Raw genomic sequence first — 17,598 nt, forward strand, 5'->3', positions numbered from 1 at the left:
GCGCAGGGCCGATGAGGGATTCTGGGCGGCGGCGCCCGCGTGGGCGAGCGCCGCGCGGCACCGATTCGGGCCAGCTTGGCGCATCCTGCGGCCAAGGGCCTGCACGGCGGCGGATCAGGGCCGCCCTGGCACGGATTGCGGCCAGCATTGGCGCACCGGGTCGCGGTGCAATGCGCCCCTGGGCTAAGGTAGCGGCATGCCGCCCGCCGGCCTTCCCATCCGCCGTCTTTGCCCGCCGCCATGAAATCCGTCGCCATTGTCGTGTTCCCCGGGGTGCAGTCCCTGGACGTCAGCGGTCCGCTGGACGTGTTCGCCGAAGCCAACCGCTTCCTGCTGCCCGCCCAGCAGTACCGGCTCGAACTGATCGGCCTGACGCGCGGCGCTGTCTCCTGTTCCAACGGCATGCAGCTGGCGCCGCAGCGCCACTACACGCTGGTGGACGGCGTGCCGGACCTGCTCCTGGCCGCCGGCGGACCGGGCCTGCCGGATGCCCGCGAACCGGACGAGGCGCTGGCCTGGCTGCGCACGGCCTGCGCCCAGGCGCCGCGCTACGGCGCGATCTGCAATGGCGTGTTCCTGCTGGCTCGCGCGGGGCTGCCGCCAGGCGCCGTCGTCACGACCCACTGGAACGACGCGCAGGCGCTGGCGGTGCGCTATCCCGGGCTGCGTGTCGAGGTTGACCGCCTGTATGTGCAGGATGGCCGCTTGCACACCTCGGCCGGGGTCACCGCCGGCATCGACCTGGCCCTGCATCTGGTGGCTCAGGATCACGGCCCGGACGTGGCGTTGAACGTGGCCAAGCGGCTGGTGGTCTTCATGCAGCGCGCGGGCGGGCAATCGCAGTTCAGCCCGTTCCTGACGCCCTTCGTCGAGGAGACGTCCGCCGTCGCCCTGGTGCAGCAATACGTGTTGGGCCATCTGGCCGATGACCTGGGCCTGGACGCGCTGGCGGCGGTGGCCAATATGAGCCGCCGCAATTTCTCGCGCGTGTTCCTGCGGGACGCGGGCGTGACACCGGCCGATTTCGTCGAGAGCGCGCGGGTGGATGCGGCCCGCGCCCGGCTCGAGCGCGAGTCCGCGCCGCTCAAGACCGTGGCCTTTCACTGCGGCTTTCGCGATGCGCGGCATCTGCGCGAGGTATTCCAGCGGCGGCTGGGCGTGTCGCCCAGCCAGTACCGCGCCAGCTTCGGCCGCTGACGCGGCGGGCGCGCGGGCCCTTTACCGCGCCGCGCGCCTTAGCTGCCCGCGGTTTCGGGCTTGCGGCGGCGCAGGCCGGTATCGAAGCGCTCCACGCCCGGACGATCAAATCGTTCCACCCCCGCACGCGCGGCCGGCCGGTCGAAGCGTTCGACGCCGGGCGGCGTGAAGCGTTCGACCCGCGGCGGGCTCTGGGTCTTGGCCTGCACGCTCTGGGCGGCGGCCTGTTCGCGCTTGGCGATGATCTCTTCGGCGCGCTGATGATGCGGCGCCATCTTGCGGACCATCACCCGGCCGTCGCGCGGGAAATAGTTGATGCGGCGCGCATGCACGTCGCCCAGGTCCTGCGCCTTGACCGGAATGCCTTCCGTCTTCAGGTAGTTCAGCACGAACTGGCCATTGCGTTCGCCGATGTTCATCTGCTGCATCGCCGACAGCACCGCGCCGCCGCCGAACACTTTGGCTTCCAGGCGGTCGCGCACCGCGCCCGCCTTGAGCAGTTCGTTGATCAGCACTTCCATGGCGAACGCGCCGTAGCGCATGGTGGCCGACGCGGGCGACTGCATGTCGCCCTCGGGCAGCATGAAGTGGTTCATGCCGCCCACGCCGGTAACGGGGTCGTGGATACAGGCGGCCACGCACGACCCGAGCACGGTCGAGATCATCAGGTCTTCATCGGTGACGTAGTACTCGTTGGGAAGTACTTTCACCGCCGGAGACTGGAACGCGCTATCGAAGTAATGGCGCGTTGCACGGGCTTCAAGACGGGCGACCATGGAGCGGAATCAAGGGCAAGGACAGCGATTGGGACACGAAGGGCGATACTCGGTGGGACAATAAACGTTTCAAAATATGTATAAAAATGTCGCTTTATTCTTGCACATCTGGCCGACGATAGGGTGAAATCCTGTGTAACCGCAACTTTGTTATGTCCCTGATATATAAACATTTGTCAGTGCCCGGGCATTCTTGCCCATTTGCATGACACGCGGCGGCCCCGCCTGCCCCTGTAACAGCCTGGCAGCCCCCCGGCTCGCCGGGCCGCACGCGGCCGCTGCGAGGAGGGATGAACCATCCTACACAGGGCCGGGCGGGGTCTTTCCCCGGATCACGGGGACGAAGGGGGGCTATACGCCGCTTTAGAAGCGGGTGCTGCGGGTCACGGACCAGCGCGCCGACAGCGCGCCCAGGGCGGCCGAGGCAACGATGGCCACCAGCAGCACGGGAGCGCCGGGCAGGTGCAGCGCGAACTCGGCCCCGTAGCTGCGGGCCAGGCCGAGCAGGGCGTTGTTCAGGGGCGACAGCGCCGCCGCCGCTACGCCGATGGCGAGCAGCGAGGCCAGGGCGCCGGACAGCGCGCCCAGATACAGGAAGGGGCGGCGCACGAAGGATTCCGTGGCGCCCACCAGGCGCGCCACCGCGATTTCCTCGCGTTGCGACAGCGCCTGCATGCGCACGGTGTTGAACACCGTGGCCAGCACCACCACCGCCACGCAGGCCGCCAGGAAGGCCAGGCCGATGCGGGCAAAGCGCAAGATGGCTTCCAGGCGCTGGACCCAGGCGCTGTCCAGCTGCACCAGGTCCACCTGGTTCCATTGTTTCCAGTCTTGCGCCAGCTTGCCGGCGCGGCCGGCCAGGTCTTCGCCGTCGGCCAGCGTGACCACCACCGCGTCGGGCAGCGGGTTGCCCGGCAGCACGGCCAGCGCCTGTTGCCAGGCGGGGTTGGCGCGCAGGTCGGCCAGGGCGTCTTCGCGGCCCACCACGCGCACGGCGCGCACGTCGGCGGCGTAGTCGGCCTGGATGCGCTTGGCGATGTCCGCGGCGGCGCCGGCGGGCGCATCCACGCGCATGAAGACGGTGACTTCGGGGGTGACGGACATTTCGCGCGCCACCGGTTGCACCGACACCAGGATGGCGCTGCCCAGCAAGGGCAAGGCCAGGGCCAGGGCCATGACCAGCAGGTTGGCCAGCGACGAGAACGGTTGCTTCACCAACCGGCGCAACGTGACCATGAGCGCATAGCGGTGTTGCCGCAGCCAGGCGTTCATGCCGGTTCTCCTGCCGTGCCGCGGCCGGCCGCTGGGGCGGGTGCCGCGTCGCCTTGCGAGTCGGCGAACTTGCCTGGATCGATGCGCAGGGTGCGGGTGGCGTAGCGCGCCATGAGTTCCTGGTCGTGCGAGGCGATCAGCGTCGTGACGCCGACGCGGTTGAAGTCGCGGAACACGTTCATGATGCGCTGCGCGTTGTCGTGGTCGAGGTTGGCGGTGGGTTCGTCGGCGATCAGGATGGCGGGCCGGTTGACGATGGCGCGCGCGATCGCCAGGCGCTGCTGTTCGCCGCCCGACAGTTCGATGGGATTGAGGTCTTCCTTGCCCGACAGCCCCACCTTGTCCAGCGCGGCGCGCGCCCGGGCGGCGGCGCCATCCCAGGGATGGCCCGTGACCGCCAGCGGCAGCATCACGTTTTCAAAGGCGCTGCGGTCGAACAGCAGGTGGGTGTCTTGCAGGATCACGCCCACGGCGCGGCGCAGGTAGGGCCGGGCGCGGGCGGGCAGCTTGTCCAGCCGCTGCCCATTGACCTGGATCGAGCCGCGGCTGGCGGGCTCCAATCCTCCGATCAGTTTGAGCAGGGTGGACTTGCCGGCGCCGGACGGGCCCGACACGAAGACGAACTCTCCCGCGCTCACGCGGAAGTTGATGTCGGCCAGGATATTGCGGCCGCGACCATACGATTTGAATACGTGCTGGAATTCGATCATGGCGGCTGTCGGATGAAGCCGCAATAGTAACTCGGGGACAGTAAGCTGGCCTAAATCCGGCGGGGGCGATCGAGCGAAAGCGTGTCCCAATGTCACGGGACGGCGCCGGAGCATGTGACCGGTCGGACACGTTTTCGATGGCAAAACCATGTCCCCGTTTTTGCCGGCCAACTGCGTTTGATTTCATCCAGTGTCCCTATATTTCAAGGGAATTCCCGGATGCGGAGGCTGCTTTGCGGACGCTACCATCCGCCCCATGCGTAAAGCCCGACCCGGCCTTGCGTTCGGCTTCGCTACACCCCTACGGAGATCACGATGAAAGTACTGAAACTCGCTGCCATTGGCACCGCCCTGTTCGCTGCGTCCGCGGCTGCCAATGCAGGTGCGACCTTCGATAACGTCAAGAAAAAAGGGTTTGTCCAATGCGGCGTGTCTACGGGCATCCCGGGGTTCTCCATCGCCGACAGCAAGGGTGAATACAAGGGCCTGGACGTGGACCTGTGCCGCGCCGTCGCCGCCACCATGTTCGGCGATGCCACCAAGATCAAGGTCACCCCGCTGAACACCCAGCAACGCTTCACCGCGCTGCAATCGGGCGAAGTGGACGTGCTGACCCGCAACACCACCGTCACGCTGACCCGCGACACCACCCTGGGCCTGATCGGCGTGGGCGTGAACTACTACGACAGCCAAGGCGTCATGGTCTCCAAGGACCTGAACGTCAAGAGCGCCAAGGAACTGAACGGCGCCACCATCTGCGTGCAGCCCGGCACCACCACCGAGCTGAACCTGGCTGACTGGTTCCGTGGCCAGAAGATCGAATTCAAGCCCGTCGTGATCGACAAGTACGACGAAATCATCCGCGCCTTCTCGGCCGGCCGCTGCGATGCCTTCACGACCGACAAGTCGCAGCTGGCCTCGACCCGCACCACGCTCGAGAATCCGGACAAGTTCATCATCCTGCCGGAAGACTTCTCCAAGGAGCCGCTGGGCCCCATGGTCCGCCAGGGTGACGAGCAGTGGTTCAACATCGTCCGCTGGTCGCTGAACGCGATGCTGGAAGCCGAGGAATACGGCATTACCAAGGCCAACGTCGATGAAATGACCAAGAGCACCAACCCCAACATCCAGCGCATCCTGGGCGTGACCCCGGGCATGGGCAAGAACCTGGGCGTTGACGACAAGTGGGCCTACAACATCATCAAGCAGATCGGCAACTACGGCGAAAGCTTCGAAGCCACGCTCGGCAAGAGCAGCGCCATGAAGCTGGACCGCGGCTTGAATGCAAACTATAAGCAAGGTGGCTTGATGTACGGCTGGCCGGTGCGCTAACACACGGCTCTGCCCGGCATGGCGCAGCCCTCCTGCGCCATGCCTAGCCCGCCTCCGAGCGGGTGGCAGGAGTGGGCGGCGCGTGGCCCTTCGGGCCCCAGCCGCCCGGTGTCCGACTTCTGTAGATTCATTCGATGACAAACCCCAATAAAAACGCCCCGATTTCGGCACCCCCCCGGCGTCTGAACTGGAACGACCCTGGCGTGCGCGCCGTGGTCTATCAAGTGCTAGCACTGGCCGCCGTGGCTTTGGCGGTGTGGTTCCTGGTTTCAAACACGCTTCACAACCTGTCCGTGCGCAACATCGCCACGGGCTTCGGTTTCCTCAACCGCGAGGCCGGCTTCGCCATTGGCGAAACACCCGTTGCCTACACCCCTGCAGATACCTACGGCCGCGCCATCGTGGTGGGCCTGCTCAACACGCTGCGCGTCGCCGTGCTCGGCATCGTGCTGGCCACCATCCTGGGTACGCTGATCGGCATCGGCCGGCTGTCCAAGAACTGGCTGGTCGCCAAGATCACCTCGATCTACGTCGAAGTGATGCGCAACGTGCCGCTCTTGCTGCAACTGTTCTTCTGGTATGCGCTGATCACCGAGAACATGCCCGGCCCGCGCCAGGCGCACAATCCCTTGCCGGGCGTCTTCATCTCCAACCGCGGCCTGAAGGTGCCGGCGCTGGAAGGCCATTCGCTCGACTGGATGCTGGCCGGATTGGGATTGGCCATCGTCGCCATCCTGTTCCTGGGCCATTGGGGCAAGAAGCGCCAGGAAGCCACCGGTCATGTGTTTCCGCTGGGCCGCGCCGCCATCGGCCTGCTCATCGGCTTGCCGCTGGTGGGCTGGCTGGTCAGCGGCGCGTCGCTGACGCTGGACATGCCGGAGCTCAAGGGCTTTAACTTCTCGGGCGGCCTGACGCTGTCGCCGGAATTCGCCGCGCTGCTGGCCGGCCTGGTGATCTACACCTCGGCCTTCATTGCCGAAGTGGTGCGTTCGGGTATCCAGGCCGTCAACAAAGGCCAATGGGAAGCCGCCGAGGCCCTGGGCCTGCGCCGCAAGCAGATGCTGCGCCTGGTGGTGCTGCCGCAGGCGCTGCGCGTGATCATCCCGCCGATGACCAGCCAGTTCCTCAACCTCACCAAGAACAGCTCGCTGGCGGTGGCCATCGGCTATCCGGACATCGTGTCGGTGGTGAACACCACGCTGAACCAGACGGGCCAGGCCATCGAGGGCATCCTCATCATCATGGGCGCCTACCTGACGGTCAGCCTGTCGATCTCGATATTCATGAACTGGTACAACAAGCGCATCGCGCTGGTGGAGCGTTGATATGAGCAGCACTACGCATATCCCCACCGAAGGGCTGCCGCCGCCCAAGACCCACGTTGGCGCATGGGCCTGGCTGCGCGAGCGCCTGTTTTCTTCTCCGCTGAACATCCTGATCACGGTGCTGGTGGCCTGGTTCCTGTTGATGTCGGTGCCGGCGCTGGTGGAATGGGCTTTCATCAAGGCCAACTACACCGCCGCCAACGCCCAGGAATGCCGCGCGTCCGTCGGCGGCGCCTGCTGGGCCTTCATCATCGAGAAACATCGCCTGATCCTGTTCGGCACGTATCCGTACGACGAACAGTGGCGTCCGCTGATCGCCACCATCATCCTGATCGCGGTCATCGTCTGCAGCGGCATCCGCCGCTTCTGGAACGCCAAGCTTGCCCTCATCTGGATCGTCGGCCTGACCGCCGTGGCCCTGTTGATGTGGGGCGGCGTGTTCGGCCTGACCTACGTGGAAAACGCGCGCTGGGGCGGCCTGCCGCTCACGCTCATCCTGTCCACGTTCGGCATCGCCTTCGCCTTCCCGATCGGCGTGCTGCTGGCCCTGGGCCGGCGCTCGAAGATGCCGGCCATCAAGGCGTTGTGCGTCGTGTACATCGAGTTGATCCGCGGCGTGCCGCTGATCAGCCTGCTGTTCATGTCGTCGGTGATGCTGCCGCTGTTCCTGCCGGAAGGTTTTTCCATCGACAAGCTGCTGCGCGCGCAGATCGCGATCATCATGTTCGCGGCCGCGTACATCGCGGAAACGGTACGCGGCGGCCTGCAGGCGATTCCGAAGGGGCAGTACGAGGGCGCCGATTCGCTGGGCCTGAACTACTGGCAGCAGATGCGCAAGATCATCCTGCCGCAGGCCCTGAAGATCGTCATCCCGCCGCTGGTCAGCATCTTCATCGCGCTGTTCAAGGACACCTCGCTGGTGGTCATCATCGGCATCTTCGACCTGACGCTGGCGGCCAAGGCGGCATTGTCCGACGCGGCATGGCGTGGATTCGGCGTAGAGGCGTACCTGTTCATCTCGCTGATCTACTTCGTCTTCTGCTTCTCCATGTCCAAATACAGCCAGGCACTGGAAAAACGCCTGGCCACGGGTCACGAACGCTAGGGTCAACAGCCCCACACTTTTGCCGCGCGTCCGCCCAAAGCGGGCGCGCACCGCGATACTTAGGGAGTACAGGCATGTCTGATGCCATCATTCGACTGCAGGACGTGAACAAGTGGTACGGCCAGTTCCACGTGCTGCGCAATATCAACCTGGACGTGGCGCCGGGTGAGCGCATCGTGGTGTGCGGGCCGTCCGGCTCGGGCAAGTCCACCATGATCCGCTGCATCAACCGGCTCGAAGAGCACCAGAAAGGCCACATCATCGTGGACGGCACGGAGCTCACCAACGATCTGAAGCACATCGAGACCATCCGCAAGGACGTCGGCATGGTGTTCCAGCACTTCAACCTGTTCCCGCACCTGACGGTGCTGGAGAACCTGACGCTGGGCCCCATGTGGGTGCTGAAAAAGCCGCGCGCCGAGGCCGAAGCCACGGCCATGAAGTACCTGGAGCGCGTGCGCATCCCAGACCAGGCCAAGAAATTCCCCGGCCAGTTGTCCGGCGGCCAGCAGCAGCGCGTGGCGATTGCCCGTTCGCTGTGCATGAGCCCCAAGATCATGCTGTTCGATGAGCCCACCTCGGCCCTGGACCCGGAAATGGTCAAGGAAGTGCTGGACGTGATGGTCAACCTGGCCCAGGAAAGCGGCATGACGATGCTGTGCGTGACCCACGAAATGGGCTTTGCGCGCAAGGTCGCCAACCGCGTCATCTTCATGGACCGCGGCGAGATCATCGAGCAGAACAGCCCGGACGAGTTCTTCGACAACCCGCAGAACGAACGCACCAAGCTGTTCCTGAGCCAGATCTTGCATTGATATGAACCGCGGGCGGCGCTTGCCGCCCCGGGGACCGAAAACCGCCTTCCCGCGAAGGCGGTTTTTCTTTGGATGAGCGCTTTTCGGCGGTATCTCTTTGTTACGCCATTCTGCTCGCTGCGGTATGCTACCGACCGCCAATGATGCATCGAGAGGAGAACACGAGATGACACAACCCCCCCGTCGCGCTCTGCGCCGCGCCTTGCTGGGCGGCGCCGCGGCCCTGGCCGCCACGCTGGCCTTCGGCGCACCCGCGCTGGCCCAGGCTACCGATTTCCCCACCAAGCCGCTGCGCTTCGTGGTGCCTTACCCGCCCGGCGGCCCGCTGGACACCATGGCCCGCATGTTGGCGGAAAAGGTGCGCGGCTCGCTCGGCCAGCCCGTCATCGTCGAAAACCGTTCGGGCGCCGGCGGCAACATCGGCGCCGACCTGGTGGCCAAGGCCGCGCCTGACGGCTACACGCTGGTGATGGGCGCCGTGGCCACCCACGCCATCAACCCCTGGCTGTTCGCCAACCTGCCCTATGACCCGGTGAAGGACTTTGCGCCGATCACCATCGTGACGTCGGTGCCGAACGTGCTGGTCATGAACGTCGAGTTCGCTGCCAAGAACAAGATCGAGACGCTGGCCGACCTGATCGATTACGCCAAGAAGAACCCGGGCAAGCTGAACTACGGTTCGGGCGGCAACGGCAGCGCGGGCCACCTGTCGGGCGAACTGCTCAAGGCGCGCGCCGGCATCAATGTCGAGCACATCCCCTACCAGGGCGCGGCGCCGGCGCAGTTGGCGCTGCTGTCGGGCCAGTCGGACTTCATGTTCGACAACCTGGCGGCGTCCGCCCCGCTGATCAAGGACGGCAAGGTCAAGGCGCTGGCCGTGACCACGGCCAAGCGCTCGTCGCTGCTGGCCAATGTGCCCACGGTGGAAGAGTCCGGCATCAAGGGCTTTGACCTGGGCACCTGGTTTGGCGTGTTCGCCACGGGCGGCACGCCCGCCCCGGTGGTGGCCAAACTGCACAAGGCCTTCGCTGAAGCGATGGAACTGCCCGACGTGAAGCAACGCTCGCTGTTGATGGGTTCGGAAGTGGGACCGATGACGCCCGAAGCCTTCGCCGAGTTCGTGAAGAACGAAAAGGCCAAGTACCAGGAGATCGTGAAGATCTCCGGCGCCAGCCTGAACTAAGCGGTTGCGCGGGTCGGTCGCGTTACCGCTGGCGTCAAGCCGGCGGGCGCGACTGGCCCGTCAGGTCGATGCAACGCCGCACCCTTGGGTGCGGCGTTCTGCTTTGCGCGCCTTATTCCACCGGCGCGGCCAGCAGGCCGTCGATCAGCCGGAGCAGCAGCTTGCGATCGGTTTCCAGGTCGGTGCAGCCGTATTGGTCGGTCTCGCGGTTGACCCATGCGCCGCTGGCGCGCCATTGGCCGTCTTCCGGCCGCAAGGTCAGGGCGTAGATCCAGATACCGGTCCAGCTGCGGTGAAAGCGCAGCACGTCGCCTTCCAGGTAGATGAACCACTTGTCTTCCATTTCCTGCGGGATGCGGCCTTGCCGCAGGCGCGCATGCTGCTCGGCCGTGTAGACAGCGTCGAACGGCAGCGGGGCGCGCTTTTTGGGCGCGGGCAGGTGTTTCCAGGAAGCGGCTTGGGCGTCGGGCATGGGGATCGGTTTGCTTTATGCTTGAGCGGATGCGCGTGCTGTTTTCGCGGCGCACCGGTAGTCCTGTGCGCAACCCTCGCATACTAAGGCCAGACCATGCATTTGTCCCATGCCATCCCCATCCTGCGCATTTTTTCCGAGGAAAAGGCACGCGAGTTCTATCTGGATTTCCTGGGTTTTGAATGGGACTGGGAACACCGCTTTGAACCCGGCCTGCCGCTGTACGCGCAGGTGCACCGCGGCGACCTGGTGCTGCATCTGAGCGAACACTACGGCGACGCCACGCCGGGCTCGGCGATCTTTGTGCGCACGCAAGGCGTGGACGACTACCAGGCCGAGCTGATCGCCAGGCAATACGGCTATGCGCGCCCCGGGATCGAAGAGGCGCCCTGGGGCCGGCTGCTGCAGGTGACCGATCCGTTTGGCAACCGGCTGACGTTCTGCGAATCGCAGGATTAGGGGCCCGGCGCGCGGTTCCGGTGGCGATGAACCGGGCGCCGGCCCGCGGCGCTACATCTTGCAGTCGGCCGCGTGTACGTCGGTGTGGCCGCGCGCGATCACCTTGAGGTTCTTGTAGACCAGCTTGCCGTCCGGTCCCGCCTCGATGTGCAACAGGTACCAATCCTGCACGGGATGCTGGTTGGGGCCGAACTTGAATTTACCGCGCACGCTGGGGAAGTCGGCGCGGCGCAGGGCATCGCGGAACGCATCGGGCTTGCCGGCGATGTCGCCGTCCACGGCCTTCAGGCCGGTGCCGAGCAGGTTGGCCGTGTCATAGGCCTGCGCCGCATAGGCGGTGGGCGCGCGGTTATAGGCCTTGGTGAAGGCTTCCACGAAGTGCTTATTCTGCGCGTTGTCCAGATCAGCGCTCCACAGCGAACTCAAGTAAAAGCCCTTGCCTGCGTTGCCGGTGGCGGCCAGCATGCGCTCGTCCATCGAGTAGATGGGCGTGATCATCTTGATCTTGTCCGACAGGCCCGAATTGGCGAATTGCTTGGTCAGGTTGATGCCGGCGCCGCCGGGGTGGAATTGGAAGATGGCGTCCGGGTTGAGCGAGCGGATGCGCGCCAGCTCCACCGAGAAATCGGCCTGGTCCAGCTTGGTATAGATTTCTTCGGCGATCTCGCCCTTGTACGTGCGCTTGAAGCCGGCGACGGCATCGCGCCCGGCCTGGTAGTTGGGCGCCATGACGGCGACGCGCTTGGCGCCCAGCTCGTTGGCGGCGATGCCAGCCGTGTCGGCGTACGAATCGTTCTGGAACGACACCGAGAAGTAGTTGGGGTTGCAGGCCTTGCCTGCGTAGTTGGACGGCCCGGCGTTCAGGCTGACATAGAAGCCGCCGGCGTTGAGCACCGTCGGCGCCACCGCGGCCAGCACGTTCGAGAAGTTGACGCCCGTGAACAGGCGCACGCCGCCTTGCACCATCTTGTCGGCAATCTGCTTGGCATTGGCCGGCTTGAGCGCGTCGTCCTCGACCCGCACGTTCACCGGCACGCCGCCCAGCTTGCCGCCGCCTTCCTTGACGGCCAGCATGAAGGCGTCGCGCTCGTCCTCGCCGATGTAGCCGGCGGGCGTGGACAGCGTGCCGATGAAGCCGATGTCCACGGGTTTCTGCTGGGCATGGGCGGCCAAGGCGGCGAACGCCAGCAGCAGGGCGGCGCTGCCGCGGATGGGTGTCATTGTCATGGTTGTCTCCTCCTGTACTGGCCGTTTTGTTACGGCTCGATGGGTCCCGCGAGACAGTTCTCCACTTTCCAGCCATAGAGCCACTGCAGCGCGTCGTAGAACTGGGACTGGCTGCGGCCGGTCCACAGCATGTTGCGCACGGTGCGTTCGACGCCCCGCGCGTGATAGAGCCTGCCCATTTCGCGAGTGGACCAGACCACCCGGGCGCTGCGCGGGATGCGCACCGATTCGTACAGGCGGAAGGCCGCCTCAAGGTCGTGGCCGCAGCGCTTCACGGCTTGGCCCAGCGTCACCGCGTCTTCGAGCGCCATGCAGGCGCCCTGGGCCATGTATTGCGTCATGGGGTGGGCGGCGTCGCCCAGGATGGTGACGCGGCCCTGGCCCCAGTGCTCGACGGGCTCGCGGTCGGCGGTGGCCCAGCGCTTCCACGAGGTGGGGCGGTCCAGCATCTGGTGCGGGCGCGGATGGATGCCCTGGAAGTACGACAGCACTTCCTCCTTGCTGCCTTCGCGCACGCCCCATTGCTCCTGTTCGCGGCTGTGGAAGGTCACCACCAGGTTGTATTGCTGGCCGCCGCGCAAGGGGTAATGCACCAGGTGGCAGTGCGGGCCGGCCCACAGCACGGGCGCGTTGATGCGCAATTCCTCGGGCATGTTCTCGCGTTCCACCACGGCGCGGTAGACCACGTGGCCGGTGACGCGCGCCGGGTCGCCGATCAGGCGTTCGCGGATCACGGACTTGACGCCGTCGGCGCCCACCACGGCGTCGGCCTGGTAGCGGTTGCCCTCGGTGTCGACGACCTCGACCCGCCGGCCGTCCTGCGACACGCTGGCTATCTGGGTCGAGGTGCGAAAGCGGATCAGCGGATTCTGCTGCACGGCTTCCAGGATGGACAGATGGATGTCCGCGCGGTGTATCACGGCGTAGGGGCCGCCAAAGCGCTCGCGGAAGGCGGCGCCGGTGTCGATGCGCACGACTTCGCGGGCATCGACCGCGTCCATCATGATGATGTGGTCGGTAAAGACCGCGCGCTCGCGCGCCGTGACGCCCACGCCCAGCGCGTCCAGCGCGGCGAAGGCGTTGGGTCCCAGCTGGATGCCCGCGCCGATCTCGCCGATGTGCGCGGCCTGTTCCAGCAACTGCACGGCGATGCCCTGGCGCGTCAGCGCCAACGCGGCGGCCAGGCCGCCGATGCCGCCGCCCACGACGATCACGGATTGTCTGGAGGATGCCGTATTCATGCGTTGCCACCCAGGAAGACGCCTTGCCGCCGCAGCTGCGCCTGCAGCGCCGCCACCGGCACGGCGGCGGGCGCGCAGCCCGCGCGCAGCGCCATCGCCGACGCGGTGCCGGCGGCTTCGCCCATCACGAAGCAACTGCCGCTGACGCGTGCGGCGGATTGGCCTTCGTGCGTCATCGATGCGCAGCGCCCGGCCACCAGCACGTTGCCGGCCACGCCCGGCCCGCGGCGCGGGACCATCATGCGAAACGGCAGCTGGTTGTAGCCGCGCGATTCGGGAATGGGCGGCCACATCCATTGCACGTCGCCGGCCGTGTGCATTTCCAGCGGCCAGCCGTTCACGCCGATGCTGTCGTCGAAGTCGGCACAGCCGAGCACGTCTTCCTTGGTCAGCATGGCTTCGCCGATGATGCGGCGGGTTTCGCGGATGCCCAGCTGCGGCGCGATGTCCAGTACGTAGGCCTGTTCAAAACCCGGCACTTTGGCGCGCAGGAACGCCAGGTACTGCGTGATCTGGCGGCGGCCTTCCAGTTCGCCGGCCGAGAGCGAGGCGGCATCGGTGCCGTCGGCCGCGCTGCCGTCGGCGTTGGCCAGCTGCGTGACGTTGACGCGCCATTCATAGTCGTGCTTTTGCGGCCGCACGATGGCGCCGCGCCGCGGAAAGGTGAATTCACCGCTGGCGGCGGCTTGGTCCATCAGGACGGGGATGGTCTTCCAGGCTTCCTGAGCGCGCACGCCGTCGACATTGCCGACCTTGAACATCAGCGTGGGGTAGAGCATATGGCCCTGGGCGTCGCCTTTCTCGAACGGCAATCCGCCCCACTGGGCGATGTCGGCATCGCCCGAGCAGTCGATGAAGATCTTGCCGCGCACGGCGCAGCGGCCCGACTTGGTTTCCAGGAACAGGGCATCGACATTGCCGGCCGCGTCGCGCGTCAGGCCGCTGGCCAGCGCGTGGAACAGGATCTGCGCGCCGCTGTCCTGCACCAGGCCGTCGGCCGCGCACTTGAACGCCGAGATGTCGTAGGCCTGGGCATGGATCTTGCCCAGAATCAGGTGCGGGTCGTTCAGACCGTCCAGCGCGCGCATGCGGTCCAGCAGCTCGTCGGTGATGCCGTGCACGACCTGCTGGATATCGCCGTGGATGTTCGCATGCAGCCCGCAGAAGTTGGAGACGCCCGCCGCCGTGCCCATGCCGCCCAGGAAGCCGTAGCGCTCCACCAGCAGCACGCGGGCGCCGTTGCGGGCGGCGCTGGCGGCCGCCAGGATGCCGGCCGGGCCGCCGCCCAGCACGACGGCTTCATATTCGCCGTACAGCGGGATCTGGCGGGCGGGTTCGGTAATGGTCATGCTTGTCTCCTTGCGTATTGCGGATGGCGCTACTGGCCCTTGATGCCGAGCTTCTTGATCAGCGGTTCCCAGCGCTTGAGTTCGTCGTCCATGTAGGCGCGGAACTCGGCTGGGCTGCTGCCCACGGGGTCCATGAATTGCGCTTGCAGGCGCTTGATCACCTCAGGGTCGCGGATCGCCTGGATCAGCGCGTCGGACAGCTTTTTCTGAATATCGGCCGGCACCTTGGACGAAATCACGAAACCGATCCAGGCCGACCCCTCGATGCCCGGCACGCCGGCTTCGGCCAGCGTGGGGATCTCGGGCAGCAGCGTGGAGCGTTTGGACGACGTGACGGCCAGCGCCTTCAGGCGGCCGTCCTTCACCATGGACATGACCGCGATGGGCGGCAGCGCCGCGAACTGCGTGTCGCCCGACAGCAGCGAGGTCAGCGCGGCGGGCGACGACGGGTAGGGCACGTGCGTGGCGCGCGCGCCGATCTGCTGCAGCAGCAGTTCCACCGCCAGGTGCGACACGGTGCCGGCGCCGGGCGAGGGGAAGTTGTACTTGTCCGGATGCTTCTTCAGCGCTTCGAGCAGCTGGCCGACGTTATCGATGCCGGCGTTGGCGGGCACCACCAGCACGTTGGGCTGGTGCACGGCCAGGGTCAGCGGCGACAGGTCGGTGGCGGGCGCGTACGGCAGCTTGTCGAACAGCAGCGTGTTGTTCACCAGCGGGCCGGTGATGGACACGCCGAAGGTGTAGCCGTCGGGCTTGGCATTGGCGATGGCGAAGGTGCCGATATTGCCGCTGGCGCCGGGCTTGTTTTCCACCACCACGGTCTGGCCCAGGATGGCGCCGGCCTTTTCGCCGACGATGCGCGCCACCTGGTCGGGGCTGGAGCCCGGGCCGAACGGCACGATCGCCTTGAGCGGTTGCGCAGGCCACGCGTCGGCGGCCTGCGCGGCGCCGAGCGGCGCCAGTGCGATCAGCCCCAGGGCCAGCGTGCGCGCCGCGAATCCGCGCACGCGGGTCAGGGTCAAGGAATCAGCCATGCTTGTCTCCCGCGATCTTCATATTGTTGAAATAGGTCTGTTCATTGGCGATGAAGGCCGCGACCATCGCGCGATAGGCGGCGTCCACCACCTGGTCCAGGTTCTCGAAGCCCTGGTCGTGGCGCTCGGCCAGGCGCCGCACCTTGTCGAAGACCTCGGCCTGGCGGGCCGGGGCGCTGACCTGGAAGGCGTCGCGCTTGAAGCGCGCGGCGTCCTTCACGTACATGGCGCGCTCGGCGATCAGGCGCACGATGGCGTCGTCCAGGCGGTCGATGTTGGCCCGCACCTCGGACAGGGTGGCACACAGCGGCCGGTAGGCGGGGTCGGTGTATTCGCGCAGCGGCGCGCCCTGGGGGTCGGGCTCCTGGCCCGTAAGGGTGCCGCGGGTCATTTGACGTAGTCCGGCTGGTTGGCGGGCGCGGCCTGCTGGAACGCGGGCTGGGCGATGCAGTGCGCATGGACCTGCAACAGGCGCGGGTAGGCGGACAGGTCGCAGCCCATGCGCTGGGCGTTGGCGACCTGCGGCACCACGCAGCAGTCGGCCAGCGTCGGCGCATCGCCGAAGCAATACGCGCCATGGCCATGGCGTGCCAGCAGGGTCTCGACGGCGGTCAGTCCCTCGCGGATCCAGTGGTGATACCAGGCCGTCTTTTGCGCCTCGGTGGCGCCCAGTTCTTCCTGCAGATAGCGCAGGATGCGCATGTTGTTGACCGGGTGGATATCGCAGGCGATGGCGTCGGACAGCTCCAGCACGCGGGCGCGTTCGCGCGCCTCCTGAGGAATCAGGCGAGGCTCGGCATGGGTCGCGTCCAGGTAGTCGATGATGGCCAGCGACTGCGACAGCGAAAAGTCGCCATCGGTCAGCAGCGGCACGCCGGCCGACGGGTTGATGGCGACGTAGCCGGCGGCGCGCTGTTCCTGCTTGCGCAGGTTGATGGGCAGCACCTCGAACGCCACGCCTTTCAGGGCCAGCGCGATGCGCACGCGGTACGAGGTGGAGCTGTTGAAGAAGCTGTGCAGTTGCATAGGAAGTTGCGGTCGGGACCGGTTGCGTGGAACGGAGCGATCGGGCGGCGTCATTCGGCCGTGATGCCGGTGCGCGTGACGATGTCGTCCCAGCGCTTGGCATCCTTGGCGATCAACGCGCCGAATTCGGCGGGGGTGGAGGTGGCCGGCACCATGCCTTGCGCATCGAAGGCCGAGGCGGTGGCCGGCGTTTTCAGGATGGCGTTGATCTGCTGGTTCATGCGGTCGACGATGGCGGCCGGCGTGCCCTTGGGCGCCAGCACGCCGTACCACATGTCCACGTCCGCGCCTTGCAGTCCGGCCTCGGTCAGTGTGGGGGTGTCGGGCAGTTGCGGCAGGCGCTTGGGGCTGCCGGTGGCGATCACCTTCAGCTTGCCGGCCTTCACCTGCGGCAGCGCGACGTGCACGGGCAGGAACATATAGTCCAGGCGGCCGCCCAGCATGTCGGTGACGGCGCCGGAGGTGCCCTTGTACGGCACATGCAGCATGGACGTGCCGGTACGGTCCAGGAACAGGGCCATGGACAGGTGGTGCGGCGTGCCCACGCCCGGGGTGCCGTAGCTGAGTTTGCCGGGTGCGGCGCTGGCCGCGCGAACCACGTCCTGCACGCTGTTGGCGGGATTGGACGGATGCGTGACCAGGAGCAGCGAGCCCCAGGACGTCAGGCCGACCGGGGCGAAATCCTGTTGCGGGTCGAAGCGCAGCTTGCCCTTGTACAGACTGCTGTTCATGACGAAGGTGTTCACCGTCACCAGGAAGGTATAGCCGTCAGGCGCGGCGCGCGCGACCTTTTCGCTGCCGATATTGCCGCTGGCGCCTGCCAGGTTTTCGACGACCACGGGCTGGCCCAGCGTCTGCGGCAGCGAGGCCGCCAATTGCCGCGCGATCAGGTCGATGCCGGTGCCCGGCGTGAACGGCACCACCAGCGTGACGGGTCGATCCGGCCAGGCGGCGTGGCTGGCCGTGGCCGTGACCGCCAGGGCGCCCGCCGCCAGGAGGCGTAAGAACTTGAACATGGTTTGTCTCCAATCGGGTCGCCGGTCATGCGCCGGCTTGGTGGGAAGACGGCGCCGCC

At 66.5% G+C, this 17,598-nt stretch carries 18 protein-coding genes; 7 read left to right on the forward strand and 11 right to left on the reverse strand.

Translation table 11 applies throughout. The annotated features are described in order from the left end of the window. Positions 1-240: 240 nt before the first annotated feature. The gene (locus tag A9974_RS13800; RefSeq protein ID WP_183004743.1) at positions 241-1,197 is read left to right on the forward strand and encodes a GlxA family transcriptional regulator; all 957 of its coding nucleotides are present in this window, start codon (positions 241-243) and stop codon (positions 1,195-1,197) included. 38 nt (positions 1,198-1,235) lie between these two features. On the opposite strand, the gene cheD is transcribed toward A9974_RS13800, so the two are convergent. The 3 genes from cheD to A9974_RS13815 form a co-directional block, all read right to left on the reverse strand. Then, entirely contained in the window at positions 1,236-1,973 is a 738-nt protein-coding gene (gene cheD, locus A9974_RS13805) for a chemoreceptor glutamine deamidase CheD (protein WP_183004744.1), read from the reverse strand. A gap of 363 nt (positions 1,974-2,336) precedes the next feature. Beyond that, the gene (locus A9974_RS13810) at positions 2,337-3,245 is read right to left on the reverse strand and encodes an ABC transporter permease (RefSeq protein WP_183004745.1); all 909 of its coding nucleotides are present in this window, start codon (positions 3,243-3,245) and stop codon (positions 2,337-2,339) included. Then, positions 3,242-3,955, reverse strand: coding sequence for a cell division ATP-binding protein FtsE (locus A9974_RS13815; protein ID WP_183004746.1), 714 nt, complete (start codon positions 3,953-3,955; stop codon positions 3,242-3,244). The genes A9974_RS13810 and A9974_RS13815 overlap by 4 nt, the downstream gene beginning before the upstream one ends. Before the next feature lie 315 nt (positions 3,956-4,270). On the opposite strand from A9974_RS13815, the gene A9974_RS13820 reads away from it, so the two are divergent. From A9974_RS13820 to A9974_RS13840, 5 genes are all read left to right on the forward strand, one after another. After that, positions 4,271-5,287 (forward strand): amino acid ABC transporter substrate-binding protein, encoded by a 1,017-nt coding sequence (locus A9974_RS13820; RefSeq protein WP_183004747.1) that lies wholly within the window; start codon positions 4,271-4,273, stop codon positions 5,285-5,287. A gap of 134 nt (positions 5,288-5,421) precedes the next feature. After that, the gene (locus A9974_RS13825) at positions 5,422-6,612 is read left to right on the forward strand and encodes an amino acid ABC transporter permease (RefSeq protein WP_183004748.1); all 1,191 of its coding nucleotides are present in this window, start codon (positions 5,422-5,424) and stop codon (positions 6,610-6,612) included. A 1-nt stretch (position 6,613) separates the two neighbouring features. Continuing rightward, positions 6,614-7,717, forward strand: coding sequence for an amino acid ABC transporter permease (locus A9974_RS13830; RefSeq protein WP_183004749.1), 1,104 nt, complete (start codon positions 6,614-6,616; stop codon positions 7,715-7,717). Between the two features lie 74 nt (positions 7,718-7,791). Next, entirely contained in the window at positions 7,792-8,532 is a 741-nt protein-coding gene (locus A9974_RS13835) for an amino acid ABC transporter ATP-binding protein (protein WP_006386910.1), read from the forward strand. A gap of 166 nt (positions 8,533-8,698) precedes the next feature. Continuing rightward, positions 8,699-9,715 carry a tripartite tricarboxylate transporter substrate binding protein gene (locus A9974_RS13840; protein WP_183004750.1) on the forward strand — a complete coding sequence of 339 codons (1,017 nt, stop codon included), beginning with the start codon at positions 8,699-8,701 and terminating at the stop codon, positions 9,713-9,715. A 112-nt stretch (positions 9,716-9,827) separates the two neighbouring features. Here the strand turns inward: A9974_RS13840 and A9974_RS13845 are convergent, their stop codons facing one another. Further along, positions 9,828-10,187 carry a hypothetical protein gene (locus tag A9974_RS13845; protein ID WP_183004751.1) on the reverse strand — a complete coding sequence of 120 codons (360 nt, stop codon included), beginning with the start codon at positions 10,185-10,187 and terminating at the stop codon, positions 9,828-9,830. Positions 10,188-10,283: 96 nt separating this feature from the next. Between A9974_RS13845 and A9974_RS13850 the strand changes: the two genes are divergently transcribed. Beyond that, the gene (locus A9974_RS13850; RefSeq protein ID WP_183004752.1) at positions 10,284-10,646 is read left to right on the forward strand and encodes a glyoxalase superfamily protein; all 363 of its coding nucleotides are present in this window, start codon (positions 10,284-10,286) and stop codon (positions 10,644-10,646) included. Between the two features lie 51 nt (positions 10,647-10,697). Here the strand turns inward: A9974_RS13850 and A9974_RS13855 are convergent, their stop codons facing one another. From A9974_RS13855 to A9974_RS13885, 7 genes are read right to left on the reverse strand one after another with little or no spacing between them, the layout of a single operon-like run. Beyond that, positions 10,698-11,873 (reverse strand): ABC transporter substrate-binding protein, encoded by a 1,176-nt coding sequence (locus tag A9974_RS13855; RefSeq protein ID WP_183004753.1) that lies wholly within the window; start codon positions 11,871-11,873, stop codon positions 10,698-10,700. A gap of 29 nt (positions 11,874-11,902) precedes the next feature. After that, positions 11,903-13,114 carry a 3-hydroxybenzoate 6-monooxygenase gene (locus tag A9974_RS13860; protein ID WP_183004754.1) on the reverse strand — a complete coding sequence of 404 codons (1,212 nt, stop codon included), beginning with the start codon at positions 13,112-13,114 and terminating at the stop codon, positions 11,903-11,905. After that, positions 13,111-14,463 (reverse strand): FAD-dependent oxidoreductase, encoded by a 1,353-nt coding sequence (locus A9974_RS13865; RefSeq protein ID WP_183004755.1) that lies wholly within the window; start codon positions 14,461-14,463, stop codon positions 13,111-13,113. The genes A9974_RS13860 and A9974_RS13865 overlap by 4 nt, the downstream gene beginning before the upstream one ends. A gap of 29 nt (positions 14,464-14,492) precedes the next feature. Beyond that, positions 14,493-15,497: a tripartite tricarboxylate transporter substrate binding protein gene (locus tag A9974_RS13870; protein WP_183004756.1), complete on the reverse strand. Its 1,005-nt coding sequence runs from the start codon at positions 15,495-15,497 to the stop codon at positions 14,493-14,495. Further along, entirely contained in the window at positions 15,490-15,888 is a 399-nt protein-coding gene (locus A9974_RS13875; RefSeq protein ID WP_183004757.1) for a chorismate mutase, read from the reverse strand. The genes A9974_RS13870 and A9974_RS13875 overlap by 8 nt, the downstream gene beginning before the upstream one ends. After that, the gene (maiA, locus tag A9974_RS13880; RefSeq protein ID WP_183004758.1) at positions 15,885-16,523 is read right to left on the reverse strand and encodes a maleylacetoacetate isomerase; all 639 of its coding nucleotides are present in this window, start codon (positions 16,521-16,523) and stop codon (positions 15,885-15,887) included. The genes A9974_RS13875 and maiA overlap by 4 nt, the downstream gene beginning before the upstream one ends. A gap of 50 nt (positions 16,524-16,573) precedes the next feature. After that, positions 16,574-17,539, reverse strand: a complete 966-nt coding sequence (locus tag A9974_RS13885) for a tripartite tricarboxylate transporter substrate binding protein (protein ID WP_183004759.1) — start codon at positions 17,537-17,539, stop codon at positions 16,574-16,576. Between the last annotated feature and the right edge of the window lie 59 nt (positions 17,540-17,598).

It is taken from the genome of Achromobacter sp. UMC71 (genome assembly GCF_014170305.1).
In the GTDB taxonomy this organism is placed as follows: domain Bacteria; phylum Pseudomonadota; class Gammaproteobacteria; order Burkholderiales; family Burkholderiaceae_B; genus Achromobacter.

Excerpts from the sequence above, each read along its gene's own strand:
- A9974_RS13810 (WP_183004745.1), bottom strand. The coding sequence starts at position 3,245 with ATGAACGCCTGGCTGCGGCAACACCGCTATGCGCTCATGGTCACGTTG.
- cheD (WP_183004744.1), bottom strand. The coding sequence starts at position 1,973 with ATGGTCGCCCGTCTTGAAGCCCGTGCAACGCGCCATTACTTCGATAGC.
- A9974_RS13860 (WP_183004754.1), bottom strand. The coding sequence starts at position 13,114 with ATGAATACGGCATCCTCCAGACAATCCGTGATCGTCGTGGGCGGCGGC.
- A9974_RS13870 (WP_183004756.1), bottom strand. The coding sequence starts at position 15,497 with ATGGCTGATTCCTTGACCCTGACCCGCGTGCGCGGATTCGCGGCGCGC.
- A9974_RS13820 (WP_183004747.1), top strand. The coding sequence starts at position 4,271 with ATGAAAGTACTGAAACTCGCTGCCATTGGCACCGCCCTGTTCGCTGCG.
- A9974_RS13850 (WP_183004752.1), top strand. The coding sequence starts at position 10,284 with ATGCATTTGTCCCATGCCATCCCCATCCTGCGCATTTTTTCCGAGGAA.
- A9974_RS13855 (WP_183004753.1), bottom strand. The coding sequence starts at position 11,873 with ATGACAATGACACCCATCCGCGGCAGCGCCGCCCTGCTGCTGGCGTTC.
- A9974_RS13875 (WP_183004757.1), bottom strand. The coding sequence starts at position 15,888 with ATGACCCGCGGCACCCTTACGGGCCAGGAGCCCGACCCCCAGGGCGCG.
- A9974_RS13885 (WP_183004759.1), bottom strand. The coding sequence starts at position 17,539 with ATGTTCAAGTTCTTACGCCTCCTGGCGGCGGGCGCCCTGGCGGTCACG.
- A9974_RS13865 (WP_183004755.1), bottom strand. The coding sequence starts at position 14,463 with ATGACCATTACCGAACCCGCCCGCCAGATCCCGCTGTACGGCGAATAT.
- A9974_RS13815 (WP_183004746.1), bottom strand. The coding sequence starts at position 3,955 with ATGATCGAATTCCAGCACGTATTCAAATCGTATGGTCGCGGCCGCAAT.
- A9974_RS13830 (WP_183004749.1), top strand. The coding sequence starts at position 6,614 with ATGAGCAGCACTACGCATATCCCCACCGAAGGGCTGCCGCCGCCCAAG.
- A9974_RS13835 (WP_006386910.1), top strand. The coding sequence starts at position 7,792 with ATGTCTGATGCCATCATTCGACTGCAGGACGTGAACAAGTGGTACGGC.
- A9974_RS13840 (WP_183004750.1), top strand. The coding sequence starts at position 8,699 with ATGACACAACCCCCCCGTCGCGCTCTGCGCCGCGCCTTGCTGGGCGGC.
- A9974_RS13800 (WP_183004743.1), top strand. The coding sequence starts at position 241 with ATGAAATCCGTCGCCATTGTCGTGTTCCCCGGGGTGCAGTCCCTGGAC.
- A9974_RS13845 (WP_183004751.1), bottom strand. The coding sequence starts at position 10,187 with ATGCCCGACGCCCAAGCCGCTTCCTGGAAACACCTGCCCGCGCCCAAA.
- maiA (WP_183004758.1), bottom strand. The coding sequence starts at position 16,523 with ATGCAACTGCACAGCTTCTTCAACAGCTCCACCTCGTACCGCGTGCGC.
- A9974_RS13825 (WP_183004748.1), top strand. The coding sequence starts at position 5,422 with ATGACAAACCCCAATAAAAACGCCCCGATTTCGGCACCCCCCCGGCGT.